A 17360-nucleotide genomic window follows, 5' to 3' on the forward strand; every position below is an offset into this window, starting at 1 on the left:
AACTTTTCGGGAAATGCTAACTTGTTGGAAATGCCAATTTTTTTGGAAATGCTAAATGGTTGGAAATACTAACTTTTTGTAAAGACTAAAAATAGTATTCCAACGCCAGTTCAACAAAATCATCCTTACGAGCGAAGAACAACAAGTCTTCTGGGGTTTCGTTCTCAAACAACCAAGCGTTCAATCGCCACTTGAGGTTGTTATTGATGCGGCTTGAAGCTTCGAGCTTCGCGCTGTAGACATCGCTGTTATCTAAGTCTTGAGTAATGCCTGTAAGCACTTCGGTGCCGTCTTCATCATTCAAGGCGAAACGAGCACCAAGAAACACATCGTTTTGGCCGATGGTTTGGGCATTGTTACCTCTGCTGTCATACAAGTATTCCGCAATGAAGCCGATGTCCCAGTACGATTCAAGCGCCCCTACCCAAGTGTATTCAAAGCCTGTCGCCACGCCGGTATGGTTGTCGTAGCTGTCGCGATAAATGCTTTCCAGCTTCCATAACCAGTCACCGATAATGCCTTGAACATCCAATCCGAAGTGTTGCATTTGGGCGTAGTATGGCTTGAGTTGATTGCCTTCCACACGGTAATAAGGGTCGCGGTTTGTGCCGCCTAAGTAGCTTAAACCGACATCCCAATCACCGTACATTTGGCTGTAACGCAATGCCACATCAACGTGTTTTTCTTCTCGTGAAGATTCGTAAAGCGCATCGTCCGATACTGGCACGGTTGGCCTTAATCGACCGTCTTCGCCTGCGAAGGTACGCTCACGAAAATACGGCAGTAACATGGCGTCTATGGTGCCCCACTCTTTTATCGAGGTGAAGTGCACCATAGGCTGACCTAACTTGGATTCGCCATCGACCGATTCAATGGCATCGGTCTGGTTTACCACATCCACTAAATGCGCCGATTCGGTTACGCCCCAAAATACCTTTCCAACACCCGCTCGCAGTTCGTAATCATCCCAATAGGTTAAATACAAGGCTTCGCGAATATCACCATGAGTTCGTTCATCGTCTTCACTGTCTAGGCGATAAAACGGGGTGAAGGTAATGCTGCCGTTGTCCTCTTGTTGCTCCCAGTAAAACTCTGGCTGCAACACCAGTGAGCTTTGTCCTTTGTCTTGCCCTTGAAAGCCGTCGCTAAAGAACTGCCTATGTTCAAGGTTAACCTGCCCTGCGATATCAGGACTAAAGCCTGCCGCCACACAAGGCAACGACACCTGCATAAGCCCGACGGTCGCCGCCAAGGTTAAGGATAATTGGGTTCCTGTTGCCACAATCCTTTTCATATTCCTGCCTTATTTCGCACGTTTTAGTGTGTTCTTTTGGAAATCCTTGTCTTTAAGACCGGTCTGGAACACTAAATCTGTCGTGGTTAATACGGTGCTTTTGCCTGTTTGATGGTTTTGCATCGCCATGGTGTGTGCGCGCCAGTATTGGTTTAGGTACTGTTTGTAATCTTGGAACGATAGAGTTTTAAGCAGTGCGCCTTTGCGGTCGTAAAACTCGACTTTCATTGGGCGGTAGTGCTGTTGGTCTAGCCATACCTTTTGCATGGTGTAGCCTGAGTTTTTATCGGTCGGTACTTGCTCTAAAACAAAGGTGTCTACGCCTTCCAGTTTCGCGTCTTCAATGTAGTTGAAGGTGTACTTTTCAAGTTCAAACGAGCTTAAGTCCTCATACGCAAATTCACTGCCCATAAACGGGCCAGATTTGTTGCGTGAAGAGATGCGTTTTACACGCTTGAGTGCAGGAAGATACAACCACTGGTCATCGGATTTGGTGATGTGCGAATGGTTTAGGAAAGCCGTGCCTTTTACGTCGCGTGGTTCATCAAAAATGGTTAAGCCTTTGTCGCCATCGTCATCGACTTCCAAAGATTTCAATCGCATCAGACGTGTACTGCTTTCGCCCTGTTTGTTGCGAAGTAGCATTTCCATGGTTGCGACAGAATCGCCCCACCCGACATCGACCGCTTTACGTTGCTCGGCAATTTCTAAGCCTTTCGCTGGGTCTGCTAATGCTGGGAAAGCGGCGAATGTGCTCAGTGCCAACGAGCTAACAGTAAGTAATGTAGTAGCGAATGTTTGTTTAACGCTTTTCATAAATATCTCCTTGAGTCAGCCCACCGCAGCAGGCCGACGTTTCCTTATTTGGTCGAAGTAGTCAGTTCGGCTGTCGATCTAGGCTGCGACTTGGTATCTGGCTTTGATTCGTGCTGAGTTTTAGCTGAATAGTGGGTCTGTTTGTCGAAGATCATCAGTAAGCTTGGTAGCAAGATGAAATCGACCACCAGCGCAATGAAAATCACAATCGCGCTGAGTAAGCCCATGTCGGAGTTGAGTCTGAAGCTCGACATCGCCAGTACAGAGAAACCGGCCACTAGCACAACAGTGGTGATCCACAAAGCGCGACCTACGGTGTGGAAAGCGTATCGAACCGCTTCTTCTGCTGATTTCCCTTCGATTCTTGCGCGCTGGTATTTACTCAAGAAGTGCACCGCATCATCAACCACGATACCCAACGTGAGCGTGACCACGACTGACAAACCGAGGTTGATTTCACCTGAGATAAGCGCCCATAAACCAAAGCCAATGATCGCAGGCGCAATGTTGGGCACTAGGCTGATCATGCCCAAGCGAACCGAGCGCAATGCAAAGATCATCAAGCCAGAGATAAGCACTAGGGTGATAGGCAAAGTTGATAGCATGCTCGCCATGTTGGTTTCGCCAATATGAGCAAACATCAGTGACGGGCTCGAAGCCACCACTTCATATTGCGGTGCATTGGCTGCAAACCATGAGTAAATGCGCTCTTCGAGTTCGACTAGCTCAACGCTGCCAAGGTTATCGACGGTGAGTACCATTTTGATCGATGATTTATCGACGTTGATCTGGTTGTTCAAGTCCAAGCCGTACGGCAGAGACATTTCGTAAAGCAGCAGATATTGCGCGGCAAGTTCACGGTTCAGCGGAAGCTTGTAGTAGCTGTCGTCGTCGGCATGCATATTCTTGTTCAAACGCATGTAAACATCAGAAAGCGTGGCGACATGGTCGGTTTCTGGTTGAACACGTAGCCACTCAGTAAAGTCACCAATCGCTTGCAAGAACACAGGATCAGCAATCGCTTGAGACTCGTTAGTTTTCACTGCGATACTGAGGGTTGTCATGCCGCTTACGGTCTCTTCCATGAAGTCGGCCGCTTGTCTGAATTCACTTGAGGTATCGAAATACTTCACTGATTCATCGTTGACTTTGTTGAGCGGAATTAACGCGGCAGCGCCAACAATCACTAGCGTAGAAATCGGCAGCAGTGCTTTACGGTTAGTTACGACAAAATCGCCCAGCTTATCCATGAAGGTGAATTTGTCTGCCGCCTTAGGGTTGGCAGGTAGACGTTTGACTGGCAGCAGTTTTAGCAACGCTGGCAACATAGTCACAGACAAGAAGCACGCAATAAGTACACCCAGTGCCGATAAGTTACCGAAATCACGCAGCACTGGTGAGTCCGACATGTTCATCATCAGGAAACCAATCGCAGTGGTCACCGAGGTGATCAGAATCGGCATCGCATTGAGCTTGATGCTGTATTGAATGGCTTGTGCTTTCTCCATACCGCGCTGCATCGCTTGTCTCATGGTCACAATCACGTGAACACAATCAGCCACCGCCAAAGTTAAAACCAAGGTTGGCACATTCACGGTTGCGGTACTCAAGAACATCCCTGCCCAACCAGACAATCCCATGGTGGCAACAATCGAAGAGATGATCACAATGAGCGTCGCCACCACACTAAAGAACGAGCGCAGCATAAAGGTCAGGAACACCAGTACCACCAACAGCATTAAGGGAACGAGCGTTGAGCTGTCTTCTTGAGCCGAAGTCATAAATGCGTTGTTCATGGCTATGATGCCCGCTTTATGGAATTCGACATTAGGATACTGAGCTTGGTACTTGCCGATCATGGTATTGATTGCCGCAATCACCTCTTGCACTTCTGCGGTTTTGTCCACTTCTGGCAGTTGCACGGTGACGTTCACAATCGTCACATCGCCAGAGGCCGACACCAAGGCATTCTTAAGCAACGGCTCGTTAAGGGCGATCTGTTTTACTTTGGCGATGCGTTCTGGTGTGTGTTCGTACTCTTCATACAGCAAGTCTTCTACCAAAAGATCATCTTCAATGGCTTCGGTGTGCTGATAATTAGCAAGGGAATCGACACGGCTTGAATACGGGATCTGCCACGCATCAACCGTGAGATTTTGAATCAGGGTGAGAGTTTCAGGGGTGAAGACATTGCCATCTTCAGGTGCGACAACAATCGCAAGGTTGTCGGTTTTTGCAAAGGTGGTTTGGATTTCATCGAACGCCATCAACTGCTTGTTGGTGCCTTCGAAGAAGATGTTGTAGTCCCCTCTAAAGTAGAGGTTCTTAGCCCCTAATGCAGAGAGAATGATGATTGAAAACACCACCAGCAGAACGATAAACGAACGCTTGGTAGGTATTGAGTGCCAACTGTTTAGATCTGTGTTTGCGCTATCAGCATTAGGGTTATCTCGGTTTTGCTGATCGAACGTGGGCTTCTGGCTGTCATGTTTCATCACAGTCTCCATTTGTGACGATTCGTCATATTTGTGTCATAAAAAGCCAGCCGAAGCTGACAAAAGACACAATGCTTAGTCAAACACTCAAGAAAACAGCAACCACAGTCGGTCAGTCTCAAGTTTGTGACGAATCGTCAAAAATGGTTATTAATAAACCCACATGTGTGGGCTTAACGGAAGCTATCGACCTACAGACTCTAAGTAAGCGATCTCTTCACTGAACAGTTCTTGTTCTACACGACGCCAAGTTTTGCGGTAATCCCAGTCACTAGAAAGGGGCTGCCAATTTAGGCCGTCTAGAATCATGTTCGCGTTGTGTAATACTGAATACGGGTCTTGTAACCGCTTAATACAATGACTGTTTGATGCGTTCTGTGACAAGGCATTTGAACCAAATGCGATTGACCAGTTAGCAAAAACGATGGCATCTGAGCCAACGCCAGAAGAGAACTTTAGGTCACCCGCTTCTACCGCTTGGTTAACCATAGAGTCGCATTGTTCAATCACCAACTCTTCCAGTTCATTCATCTCGGCGACGCGTGCACTAGACGCTTTCTCTAGTACCCACGGGCTTTTAGCCATGATCGCACAGGTTGATAGTACCGGTTCCATGCGAGCATAGATTCGGTAAGCAACGTGCAATGCGACGATCTTTTCACGTGTGTTGCCTTCAAACTCTCCAGAGCGAGCAAACATCATTGCTTCTGTCTTGAGAGAGTGAATACATAACGCTAAAACGACGTCTTCTTTGCTGCAAAAGTGATTGTATATCGTACCTTTAGAATAAGAGCTCGCTGCCGTTAGCTTGTCCATCGTGAGGTTTCCGAACCCTTGTTCTCGAACCAGATCTTTTGCTAACAACATCAACTCTACTTCTCGGTCTGCAATAGACTGCTGCTTTTTAGACAACACGCCTTTGCAACCAAAGATACCTTGTTTATCGCCTTTACAACCAAAGCCAAACATAATTTTTTAGTCCGTATATGAGCTTAGCCGTTATCTAAGCTTCGCCAGTATTTAAAACACTCCTATCCAATATATTAACACGAATAGTAAATTCATGTAGTTAACCATTTTGTGACGCTTCGTCATTTCTGACTTATCGTCATAATAGCGCAAATATTGATCATATCAAGGGGTTTTATAAATTAAATACATTTTGTGAATGGAAAGAGAATAAATGGGATATAGCTAAGAAAATCATCAATAGTTGACCTAAAGATAAGACTTTAAAAGAAGACCTGTATTGTGACCAACAGAATGTGGACGCGAATTGGGCATTCTTAACCTAACAAAGAATTTAGGCACTTTAAGCTGCTATGCGTATTCATGCCCAATGATTCCTAGCTTAAACCACAAGAATGAATGACTGTAGGCTTACTTTATGGGGCAGACGTCTCCTTATGGTCAATATTTGGCTTACTAATGCCGTTTTCTGTTAAGTTGCTATAAATTCGGTAAGGGGTGACTTACAATAGTGACAACGACTTACCTTTTTTGAGAACACGATATTGAGCGCCAAATATTCTTATTTAGCTTGGCAAGTGAATACTTCTAGCCCTGCAGAAAAGCTGGTTTTATTGATGCTTGCAGACGGTGCTGACGAATTCGGCTACACCAATGTGTGCCTACAAACAGCAGGTCAACTTTGTGCTCTCTCTACGTTTGGTTTAGCCGACTGTCTTAAGTGTTTAGTCGACCAAGGTTTTCTCGATAAGGTAAAAGTAGATTATCGGGATAAAAAAGAGATTCACGTTTTCAAAATGCTCATTGAGCAAGAGCAAACTGCGGCGCACGTTGAGGTTCAACCGACCAATAGTATTCCGGTCTACTCTACGGCACCTGCACCTGCACCTGCACCTGCACCTGCACCTAAGTTTCAGCCTGCTCCGGCACCAATGCAACATATGCAGCAGGCCCCTCGCCCACAAGGTCGAGGCTCAATGAACAGCAACACCGTCTCTACTCATGACCTCAACGAAGAAGAGATACCATCATGGGCAGAACGTGCGTTTAAATTCTCCGGTTTGACCGGTGACCATAGTTTAGTATGGAAGAAATTTGTCCTCTGGTATAAAGCCAAAGCCAATGAATTAATGCCATTATCTCGGATTGAATCCAAGCTGCAGTACTGGCTAGTTAACGAGAAGCAAAATGAAAGACAACAACAGCAGAAGACCTCTCAATATTCAGGAAATGCAGGACAAGCTCAAGGAAATGGGTATAGACAAAAGCTTAGCCCATCTGAACGCTTCAGGCAGCAGCTCATTCAAAAAGGCAAAAAGCCAACCTTCTGAGCCAGCTCAACCTGTTGTACCTGACGCTACAGGTCCATTAGTACCTGAAGTGATTGAAGCGCAAAGTACCGAAGTGAAAGTAGCGGCTGCACAAGCTGCGGATTCTGGTGCGTCTCAACAAGTACCTGTTGTTGATCAAGATCCTGCAGAGCTGGAACTAACCGATTGGTGTATTCACGTGTTCGGCTCTTTCTTGAGCGTGTACGAAACGCAGTGGGAATATCAGTACGGTAGTGAGCCAAGCGGTAAGTTCATTGAGTTTGCCAACTCTGTTGATTCAGACGGCCTTAACCGCGTTTTAATGCACTGCCACGAACGTATTCAGCTTGGCAACAGCTGGCCGCCGCAAATGGGTGAGCTGTGGATCCTGAAAGATTCTTTAACTGAAGAAGAGTTGCTGGATAGCCGTATCCGTGTGTTGTCTCGCACCGCTGCCAACAAAATTGAAAAATGGCTGATTCAGAACAAACTGTATGACTTGAAGCGTACGGCTGAAAACAAGCTGGATGGTCTGTTTAAGAAGTACTACTTGGAAGCAAAACGTTTAGATGAGAAAGGCATGCTTGAAACTGAGTTACCAGAATTCCTTCTTGCCGCTAACTCTGTAAAGAACCTGAACGATTTAAAACGTGAAGAGTACGAAAGTAAACACGGTAAAGCGATTAACCCAAGAATTCAGCGTATTCTGAACAGTAAAAAATAACCATCCGCTTGCTATCTGTTATAAGAAAACAGAGTAGCGATTACACGGTTAACAGATACAAAAATGCCAGCTATCAAGCTGGCATTTTTTACGAATTCTTACGAACTCTACAAATATCCGTGACCAACGGTACGTCTGTCACTGACTGCAAGTAATTACAGTAGGTGGATAGTTGCGTTTAGCGTGAATACGCCAGAGTCGTCATCTTTCATTTTGAAGTTTTGGTAGCTAGCGCCTACAGATAGTGGACCAAAGATGAAGTATTCAGCGCCTACACCGTACATGATATCAACATCGTCTTGCTTGAAGCCATCAGCTTTAAGCTCGTAAGAGTGAAGACCACCCTTCGCGTATACGTGAAGAGGACCAAAATCGATGCTTGGTTTAATCGCTAGGTAAGCAGTGCTTGCGTCTAAATTCTTAAGATCGCGGTTGCCGTAATTAACGCTGCCGAAAGAACCTAGATCCCAGTAACCCGCTTCAACACCGATTAGTGGAAGGATACCTGTACCTACGTGGATGCCCACCGCGTTTTCATCTTCACCAGCGAATGAGTTTTGACCACCCATTACACCGCCGTACAACCAAGAATCAGCCATTGCTGTTGAAGATGCACCTAGTAGTGCTAGTGCCAATAACGTTTTTTTCATATTCGACCTTTTTCGTCCTAGTGGCAGGCCTTGAGTGGTAATAAATTGCCACCAAGTCGCCCTGTATGTAATAACTATTCAATTAGTAATGCAACAAGCAAGATTTATACCCAAACCTTGCCATTGCGTCTAGCTTTATTCCTTTAGCAAGCATCAATCGCGTTTTTAACACGCTTATCTGATACTGGGTAAGGCGTACCGAGCTGCTGTGCGAAGAAGCTTACACGAAGCTCTTCTATCATCCAACGCACCTCTTTTACATTTTCTGGAACCGCGATCCCTTTTGGAATTTTATTCAGCAGTTCTTTGTAATCATTCATTACTGACTCAACTTTGATCATGTGAAGACGATCTTTGTTCGGGTCAATTGGCAGTTTTTCCATGCGGCGTTCAATCGCTCTCATATAGCGTAGAATATCCGGCAAGCGTTTCCACCCACATTCTGTGGCAAAACCCTTAAAAATCAAACCTTCTACTTGAGCTTTTATGTCAGAAAGTGCGAATGCCATAGAAAGATCCACGCGTCCTTTCAGCTTTTTACTGATGCTGAATGCCGTGGTTAGGATGGTTTCAACCTGTTGAGCAATCTCTACTACGGTATCACCCAGCTCTGCACGTACGTGTTCTTTCAGAGCTTCAAACTGCTCTGGTTCCCAAACCAAACCGCCCTTCTCTTCAATCAGCTTATCAATACCACAAGCGATACAGTCATCGATAAGATCGAGTACCTGTCCGTATGGGTTGAAGTACAAGCCAAGTTTCGATTTGTTCGGCAGGTTCGAGTGCAAGTATTTGATCGGTGATGGCACGTTCAACAAGATTAAACGACGCTGACCCGATTTCATTGCCGAGATTTGCTCTTGCTCGGTTTCGAACAGTTTGATCTCTACGCTGTCTTTGGTATCCACCAGCGCAGGGAAGGCTTTAACATCGTAGCCACCACGTTTCTGTTGGTAGACTTTTGGTAATTCACCAAAGCTCCACGTGTGCAGGTTCTGCTGCTCGATATCGTCGTCTGCCACTTTAGAAAGCGTTTCTTGAACCTTGTCTTTCAGGCTCTCTTTCAACTCATGCAGATCTTTCTGTTCTTTCAGCTTACGCTTGCGATGATCTACAGCGCGGAATGTTACCTTTAAGTGCTCTGGAATCTGGTCTAACTTCCAGTCATCACGTACCACTTCCACACCCGTCATACGGCGTAGCTCTTTCTCAAGAGAATCCAGTAACGGTGCTTCAAGCGGTGTCACACGTGCCAAGAATGCATCTGCGTAGTTTGGCGCAGGTACAAAGTTACGGCGTAGCGTTTTAGGTAACGACTTAATCAAGCTAATTACTAGCTCTTGACGTAGACCCGGGATCTGCCAATCAAAACCGTTCTGGTCGATCTGGTTCAAGATAGGCAGCGGAATGTGTACCGTTACACCATCGTTATCGTCGCCCGGCTCAAATTGGTAACTCAGCTTGAGCTTGATATCGTTTTGGTGCCAGAAGTTCGGGTAATCCAAATCAGTAACGTGGCTAGCATCACCGCGGAACAGCATCGATTTTTCAAAGTTAAGCAGCTCAGGGGTTTTCTGACTGGTCTTCTTCCACCATGTATCAAAGTGACGGCCAGAAACCGCCTCTTCACCAACACGCTGGTCATAGAAATCGAACAGTTCATCATCGTCGATCAAGATGTCACGACGACGCGATTTATGCTCTAGCTCTTCGACTTCTTGTAGAAGCTTACGGTTCTGCTTGAAGAAAGCGTGTTTGGTTTCCCACTCACCTTCTACTAATGCACTACGTACAAACAACTCACGGCTGACGGTGGCATCAATCGCGCCGTAGTTCACAAGGCGCTTAGGTACGATTGGGATTCCGTAAAGCATCACTTTTTCGTGTGCCATTACCGCTGCTTGTTTCTTCGACCAATGTGGTTCGCTGTAACTGCGTTTAATCAGGTGTTTCGCTAGCGGTTCAATCCATTCAGGTTGAATCTTCGCGATAACACGGCCCCAAAGTTTTGAGGTTTCTACCAGCTCCGCAGACATGATCCACTTAGGCTGTTTCTTAAATAGGCCAGACGCAGGGAAGATGTGGAAGCGTGTATTACGTGCACCTTGATACTCATTCTTCTCTTGGTCTTTCATACCGATGTGCGAAAGCAGACCTGATAGCAGTGACATGTGAATGCCATCGTAGCTGCCCGGTTCTGTATTCAACTTAGTATCTAGCTCACGCATTGCTTGGTGAATTTGGAAGTACACATCTTGCCATTCACGGATACGTAAATAGTTGAGGTAATCTTGCTTACACTGTTTGCGGAACTGGTTACTCGACAATGCTTTTTGCTGCTGCTTGATGTAATCCCATAAGTTCACAAACGTGATGAAGTCAGACTCTTTATCGAAGAAACGCTTGTGCTTGTCATCAGACGATTGTTGCTTATCTGATGGACGCTCACGCGGATCTTGAATCGACAACGCAGACGCGATCACCATCACTTCGTGTAGGCATCGGTTACGTGGCGCTTCAATTACCATACGCGCTAAACGTGGATCGATAGGCAGTTTTGCCAGCTTACGACCAATCGCGGTTAGCTTCTTCTTGTCGTCGCCGTGGTTCTTGTTTTTGTTCGCTGACGGTTCAACGGTGGCGATCGCACCAAGCTCTTCAAGCAGCCTTACACCGTCTTGAATGTTGCGCTTATCGGGCGCTTCAACAAATGGGAACGCTTGAATGTCGCCTAGACCAAGCGCTGTCATCTGAAGAATTACAGACGCTAGGTTAGTACGAAGGATTTCTGGGTCAGTAAACTCTGGGCGTGATTCGAAATCTTCCTCAGAGTACAAACGAATACAGATACCTTCTGCAACACGACCACAACGACCTTTACGCTGGTTTGCACTCGCTTGAGACACTGGCTCAATCGGTAGACGTTGTACTTTAGTACGATAGCTGTAGCGGCTAATACGCGCCGTACCCGGGTCGATAACATACTTGATGCCCGGAACGGTTAACGAGGTTTCTGCCACGTTGGTTGCCAGAACGATGCGTCGACCAGTATGAGACTGGAAGATACGGTTCTGCTCACCCGCCGATAGACGCGCGTAAAGCGGGACAATTTCGGTATCACGAAGGTTGCGTTTACTTAATGCATCTGCGGTATCACGAATTTCTCGCTCACCGTTCATGAAGATCAAGATATCGCCAAGGCCTTCATCACACAGCTCATCAACGGCTTCAAAGATGCCTTCGATTTGGTCGCGGTCTGAATCACTTTCATCACCACCTAATGGGCGGTAACGCGTATCAACTGGGTAAGTACGACCAGACACTTCAATGATCGGTGCATTGTTGAAGTGCTTAGAGAAACGCTCTGGATCGATGGTTGCCGACGTGATGATCACTTTCAGATCAGGACGCTTTGGCAGTAACTCTTTCAGGTAACCCATGATGAAATCGATGTTCAGGCTACGTTCGTGCGCTTCATCGATAATGATGGTGTCGTACTGATTTAAGAAACGGTCGTGTTGAATCTCCGCCAGTAGAATACCGTCGGTCATCAGTTTGATTTGGGTATTGTCAGAAATCTGGTCGTTGAATCGAACCTTATAACCAACGAACTCACCCAGCTGTGTTTCCATCTCTTCAGCAATACGGTTCGCAACCGAACGCGCCGCAAGACGACGGGGCTGAGTGTGACCAATTAAGCCAAAGCGGCCGCGGCCAAGCTCAGAACAGATTTTTGGTAGCTGAGTGGTTTTACCCGAACCCGTTTCACCCGCCACGATAACCACTTGGTTTTCAGCGATGGCTTTCGCGATGTCTTCGCGCTTTTGGCTAACCGGGAGAATTTCTGGGTATTCAATCGTTGGTTTCTGTGCCGCGCGCTGAGTTGCCGTCATCATTGACTTAGCAATGTCTAACGCAATCTCATCAAAGACAGCGTGCTTAGCTTGTTCGTTCTTAATTTTACTCGCACCAGCAATTCGCTTACTCAAACGGAAGCGATCGCGCATCATACATTCGTTGAGCGCTTTACGAAGAGAGGCTGGGCTATTCTGAGATGATTTGTTGTTTGTCGCTGATTGTTCAGCAGATTTTTTCGATGCAGCTTGGTTTGGTTTCGCTTTGCTCTGTGAAGAACTTGGCTGTGCTGCATTCTTGTTGTTATCTGCTTTTTCCGGAGACGAAGTCAAAGCGTGTCCTATTCTTGTACTTATTAAACTCGCGCGATTATATCACAAGTCTCAAACAAAAAAGCCTGACAGCAAAGGGAAAACCTTTAGCTATCAGGCTGATTAATCTCGCTAACACTCGCAGGAGCTATGAAAGCGCAATCAAATGTAATTCGTACTTAGTCAACTCTGGTTTAAAGCTAACGTTAAAAACTGCGCTTAAAACTCATATTGGAAGTAAACCGTGTTGTAGTTACTACCGCCTTTGATACGACCATACTGAGAGGATTTTTCAAAGATTGCAGAACGGTGATGCAATGAATAACCGAACCATAAGTTGTTCAAGTCATTCTTACCAATCAAGTCGCCAACGTTGACATCGAATGAGAAGTCTAAGTAGTTCAATAGATGGCTTGCGGTGTAACCTTTACGGTCCATCTCAGAGCCTTCGATATAGGTAATCGAATCGATGTAAGACATACCTTCTGCCACACCAACACGCCACTGAGTTGGCCAATCAAAGGTGTAGTACGCCTTGATTGCGATAATGTATTCGGTGCTGCTTGATTGAACGTCTGAACTCCAGTGGTGCGCAATACCTGGGGTTAAATAGATATCCAGTGGCAAACCGAAGATCTCATCGGTTAACGGGTGTCCATAGAAGAACGAGGTCAACTGGTTGTTGTATTCGTCTTTCTCTCGATTGAACTTCATGATGTCGCCAATATTGGATGGCGTTCCCCAGCCGTGTGCGACACGTAAGTACGGCGCATTGCTCAGTTTAGGTTTTGGCGCTTTCTCTTTGTCGTTAAAGAAACCAAAGCCAAGGTACAATTCCCCTTGATAACGGTCTTCAACAATCGAAGAATCGTAAGCGTTATCGTCCAATCGAGTCACACTGGTTGAACCCAATAAGTACAAGTTAGAAACCACATGGTAACGCGTTTCAACACCAACATTTAAGTCAACACCAGCACCAATGGTTTCATTAGATGCGGAGTAATACTCACTGTTGAAATCAGCACTTTTATAACGCAGCGTCGCGCTCGGGTAAAACTCCCAATCTCCAGTTTCATACTTGGCTTTAGCTCGTAAGTTACCGTGGAAGTTGTATTCACTGTCGCTCATTAACTCCGTCTCGACAGACCAAGAATCATCAAGTTGGTAGGTCAGTTGAGCACCAAAGTCCGCCGTATCGCCTTCAATCGCGTTCTGCTCAGATGCAGGAATATCAATAAAGCGCATGCGAGAGATAGCATTGAAAGACCACTTCTCATCGTCAGTTTGATAGAGGTATACCCCCATCTCAGTACCGTCAATAAACACATAATCGTTCTTGAAAAACAGCATCGGTACGAATGAGCTAACCGATTGGTCGCCACCAGACGTGTCATAAGGGATGCTTGCTGTACGGAACATTGCAGCGATGCCCCACTCTTGCTCTTCAGCGGCCCACGCATTAGCACTTACGAAAATGCCACTTAGGAAAGCGCTACCTAGTAAAACCAATCCAGATGAAGGAAGAGTCGGTAAATATTTGAGCTTCATTCTTGTGTAATTACTCTTTGAAAAAAATATTGTTTTACTGATTAGACATTTATTAACCATGACGGCTAACTATTTTTAGGTTTGCTCGGCATTGACCGTTACAATGTAGAATATTCTCGGTTAAATGAAAGTATTGTGAAAGTCTCCGAATTACAAAACATTATAGATCACTTACCCAAAGATTCCGATCCAGATATTGTTATGGGTGAGGCGTGGTTGCCTGAGCGTTTGGTGAATACCAACCTAGACGGTGACATGCTATTTCTTGAATTCGATAATGCCCCTGAAGACAATCAAGGGGATGAAGAAGGCCGTGGCTTTGTTGAGCACGAGATTGCTATGATTCGAGAAAAGCTCGAACTGTTATTAGACGAGCCTTCCGATACCAAGACCAAAGCCGATGCCCTATTGGCAATATTTCTAATGGGCCATGAACTTTCTAGCTCAGAAGTTATCGAAGTTCTTGAATCAACAGAATCTGAAACGACAGAGCCTGAGATTGCAGAGCATAATCAACAGAATCTGACTCAGTAGAATTTGAAGCATCAACGCTTGGAACCACAAAGCCAGACACGAACAAGCTCGAAACAAAAGAACACCACGACGACTAGCCACCAACGATTTTAGGTACCGTATTGAAACCCTCTACGACATCATCTCTTCCCCTGTTACTCGCCGGACCCATTTTAAGAAAAACCACCGCGACTGAAGTAGTACTTTGGTTAGCCACCAGCTCGCCTCTTACAGGCAGAGCCGAGCTTCATACTCAAGAAATAGACGATTCTGAAGCAGCACAATACCAGCCGTTTTATACCTCATCGCTTGAAGAACATGATTCGATTCAAATCGGTACACATGCGTGGATAACGCTAATTCGCTTACAAGGTGAGTTTCCGACTAATACGCGGCTTGAATATGATATTCACACTGAGTCAGGTTCACTAAAAGAGCTCGCCCCTCACCTTGTTTACAACGGTAAATCTCGCGTTGAGTTTAAGATATCGACCTCAGCTGATTACATTCTTCATGGCTCTTGCCGCAACCCGCATCATCCAAGCAAAGACAGCCTAGTTGCAGCCGATAACAAGATGGCCGATCAAACCGTCGCTGAAAGACCCGACATGCTGATGATGAGCGGCGATCAGATCTACGCCGACCATGTGGCAGGCCCAACACTTGATGCTATTCAACAAGTGATTCACCTGCTTGGCCTTGTAGGCGAAAGCTTACCGACTGACTCGCAAATTAAACAAATAAACAGCAGTGACGATCTGTATAACAGTGAATACCACTTATACCAGCGTCATCACTATTTGCCGCACCACACCGCTTCAGAATCGATGATCGATAAGTTCTTCCCGAACCGTGGCGTGCCGATTTTTAGCTCTACCGATTGTGAAAACCACTTGGTCACGCTGTCTGAGTTTATCGCGATGTACTTATTGGTTTGGTCTCCGACACTGTGGCAATGCGTCAATCGAGAGCGTTTAATTGAGAATAACTTCACTCAAGGTGGACGCCAATTAACACCGACTGAGCAGCAACAATGGCGTGATGAAAGCGTCATCATGGATGATTTCATTGCTGGCTTACCGCAAGTGCAACGTCTGTTCGCGCATATTCCAACGTACATGATCTTCGATGATCACGATGTGACGGATGATTGGAACCTTACCGTGGGTTGGGAGCATGCCGTCGACCAAAACCAGTTCGCGACCCAAGTCATTGGTAACGGCCTTGCGGCTTACTGGATGTGTCAAGGTTGGGGTAACAAACCGGAGAGCTTCGATGAAACGTTTATCGAGCAAGCAAAACAGCTTTTTGTCGCTCAACCGCTCATTACTAAACAACCGCGCATTAGTAAACAAACTCATAATGAAGCCGGCAATGCAGCGACTACTCACTCTATTGGCAACATCGAGCCAGACAAGCATCAAGCCTTCATTGAGATGTTAAGTCGCTTTGAAGGTTGGCATTACACAATAGATAGCTCACCTAAAGTCATTGTGTTGGATACTCGTACGCGTCGTTGGCGTTCAGAGTCACGCATGAATAAACCTTCAGGTTTGATGGACTGGGAAGCCCTGATTGAGTTTCAACATCAGTTAATGAATCAAGATAAAGTGGTGATCGTTTCTGCTGCACCGATGTTTGGCGTGAAGTTTATTGAAACACTGCAAAAGATGGCGACCACAATCGGCAAGCCATTAGTGATAGATGCTGAAAACTGGATGGCACATCCGGGCAGTGCGAATACGCTGATCAGTATCTTTACACATACCAAAACACCAACCAACTTCGTGGTACTTTCTGGCGATGTTCACTACTCCTTCGCTTATGACATCAAGCTTAGGTATCGTCGCAACAGCCCGAACATCTATCAAATCACCTGCAGTGGTATTAAAAATCAGTTCCCTGCTCCGCTGCTTAAATTCTGCGATGTATGGGACCGCCTGTTATACAGCCCTCGCTCAGTTTTGAACTACTTCACTAAGCGTAAACGCTTGAAGATCGAAAAGCGAAGCCCTGACAATCAGACCTTCTATCGCCTTTCAAACCGCAGTGCGATTGGAGAATTGAGGCTAGACACTGATGGGAAACCGCAATCGATCACGACACTCAGTGGCGACGGTAAAATTACCCGTTTCCCAGAGCCCGATTGATAAAATGCTCCTTATCGCTCGCGTATCCGTAATGTCAGTTTTTAGTAAAGACGCTTGCGATCACACTCTGTAGACCCAATAGTTATGCTTATGGTTATGTTTATAGTTGATAGCTATTAGCGTTACGGAACTCGATACAAATTTTAACTGGAGCTCGTTATGTTCAATTCTCTCACATCAATGTTTAAACAATTGATTGAAGGCCAGGACCTAAGCAAAAACCAAGGCACATCACCTAATATCGCCATCGCGAGTTTGTTGTGTGAAGTCGCGGGTGCCGACCATCAGATCAATGAATCAGAAAGAGTCGCTAAGCTACAGCTTCTGCAGCGTTTGCTGGATTTAGATGAAGAACAAGCAAAGGTACTGCTCGCGCAAGCAGAGCCGAAAGTAGAGCAATCAGTATCGCTGTATGACTTTACATCGCAACTCAGAGACCTATCTCAGCCAGTGCGAATCGACTTAATCAAAGCGATGTGGGAAGTAGCGCATGCCGACGGGGAAATTGACCCTATCGAAGATTCTGTGATCCGTAAAACAGCAGAACTGCTCTACGTCGACCACTGTGACTTCATCAAGAGTAAGTTAAGTGTTTTAGGCGAAAATTAGTGCCTGAAATAATGAATTGGAAACTGAAATAAATAAAAGCGACGGGTTAAGAAACCGGTCGCTTTTTTGAATCGGTAAACTGAAAGCTGACTAAACAGGGCTGAGAGGAGCTAAAA

At 45.9% G+C, this 17360-nt stretch carries 12 protein-coding genes; 5 read left to right on the forward strand and 7 right to left on the reverse strand.

What is annotated here, in order from left to right; genetic code table 11:
- Nucleotides 1–85 precede the first annotated feature (85 nt).
- From AB4249_RS01850 to AB4249_RS01865, 4 genes are all read right to left on the reverse strand, one after another.
- Complete coding sequence (locus tag AB4249_RS01850; protein ID WP_372102239.1) at nucleotides 86–1294, reverse strand: hypothetical protein; 1209 nt, start codon at nucleotides 1292–1294, stop codon at nucleotides 86–88.
- A gap of 9 nt (nucleotides 1295–1303) precedes the next feature.
- A complete protein-coding gene (locus tag AB4249_RS01855; protein WP_017060448.1) occupies nucleotides 1304–2110 on the reverse strand; it encodes an outer membrane lipoprotein-sorting protein in 807 nt (268 codons plus the stop codon).
- 44 nt (nucleotides 2111–2154) lie between these two features.
- A complete protein-coding gene (locus tag AB4249_RS01860; RefSeq protein WP_372102240.1) occupies nucleotides 2155–4617 on the reverse strand; it encodes an RND family transporter in 2463 nt (820 codons plus the stop codon).
- Nucleotides 4618–4788: 171 nt separating this feature from the next.
- Nucleotides 4789–5574, reverse strand: a complete 786-nt coding sequence (locus AB4249_RS01865) for a TetR/AcrR family transcriptional regulator (RefSeq protein WP_004741595.1) — start codon at nucleotides 5572–5574, stop codon at nucleotides 4789–4791.
- Between the two features lie 545 nt (nucleotides 5575–6119).
- Here AB4249_RS01865 and AB4249_RS01870 point away from each other — a divergent pair.
- Nucleotides 6120–6905, forward strand: a complete 786-nt coding sequence (locus tag AB4249_RS01870; RefSeq protein ID WP_136982501.1) for a hypothetical protein — start codon at nucleotides 6120–6122, stop codon at nucleotides 6903–6905.
- Nucleotides 6826–7608 carry a hypothetical protein gene (locus AB4249_RS01875; protein WP_017067728.1) on the forward strand — a complete coding sequence of 261 codons (783 nt, stop codon included), beginning with the start codon at nucleotides 6826–6828 and terminating at the stop codon, nucleotides 7606–7608. Before AB4249_RS01870 ends, AB4249_RS01875 begins: the two co-directional genes overlap by 80 nt.
- 155 nt (nucleotides 7609–7763) lie before the next feature.
- Here the strand turns inward: AB4249_RS01875 and AB4249_RS01880 are convergent, their stop codons facing one another.
- From AB4249_RS01880 to AB4249_RS01890, 3 genes are all read right to left on the reverse strand, one after another.
- Nucleotides 7764–8258, reverse strand: coding sequence for an outer membrane beta-barrel protein (locus AB4249_RS01880; protein ID WP_017065440.1), 495 nt, complete (start codon nucleotides 8256–8258; stop codon nucleotides 7764–7766).
- Between the two features lie 143 nt (nucleotides 8259–8401).
- Nucleotides 8402–12445 carry an ATP-dependent RNA helicase HrpA gene (hrpA, locus tag AB4249_RS01885; protein WP_372102241.1) on the reverse strand — a complete coding sequence of 1348 codons (4044 nt, stop codon included), beginning with the start codon at nucleotides 12443–12445 and terminating at the stop codon, nucleotides 8402–8404.
- A 198-nt stretch (nucleotides 12446–12643) separates the two neighbouring features.
- The gene (locus tag AB4249_RS01890) at nucleotides 12644–13972 is read right to left on the reverse strand and encodes a MipA/OmpV family protein (RefSeq protein WP_017060442.1); all 1329 of its coding nucleotides are present in this window, start codon (nucleotides 13970–13972) and stop codon (nucleotides 12644–12646) included.
- Nucleotides 13973–14053: 81 nt separating this feature from the next.
- On the opposite strand from AB4249_RS01890, the gene AB4249_RS01895 reads away from it, so the two are divergent.
- The 3 genes from AB4249_RS01895 to AB4249_RS01905 all read left to right on the forward strand — a co-directional run bounded on the left by AB4249_RS01895 (nucleotide 14054) and on the right by AB4249_RS01905 (nucleotide 17244).
- Nucleotides 14054–14506, forward strand: a complete 453-nt coding sequence (locus tag AB4249_RS01895; RefSeq protein ID WP_139074307.1) for a hypothetical protein — start codon at nucleotides 14054–14056, stop codon at nucleotides 14504–14506.
- 101 nt (nucleotides 14507–14607) lie between these two features.
- Nucleotides 14608–16635, forward strand: a complete 2028-nt coding sequence (locus tag AB4249_RS01900) for an alkaline phosphatase family protein (protein ID WP_372102242.1) — start codon at nucleotides 14608–14610, stop codon at nucleotides 16633–16635.
- A 159-nt stretch (nucleotides 16636–16794) separates the two neighbouring features.
- On the forward strand, nucleotides 16795–17244 hold the full coding sequence (locus AB4249_RS01905) for a TerB family tellurite resistance protein (protein WP_017060439.1): 450 nt from the start codon (nucleotides 16795–16797) through the stop codon (nucleotides 17242–17244).
- Nucleotides 17245–17360 lie beyond the last annotated feature (116 nt).

Source organism: Vibrio sp. 10N.261.55.F4 (assembly GCF_041470465.1).
GTDB classification, from domain to species: Bacteria; Pseudomonadota; Gammaproteobacteria; order Enterobacterales; family Vibrionaceae; genus Vibrio; species Vibrio crassostreae_C.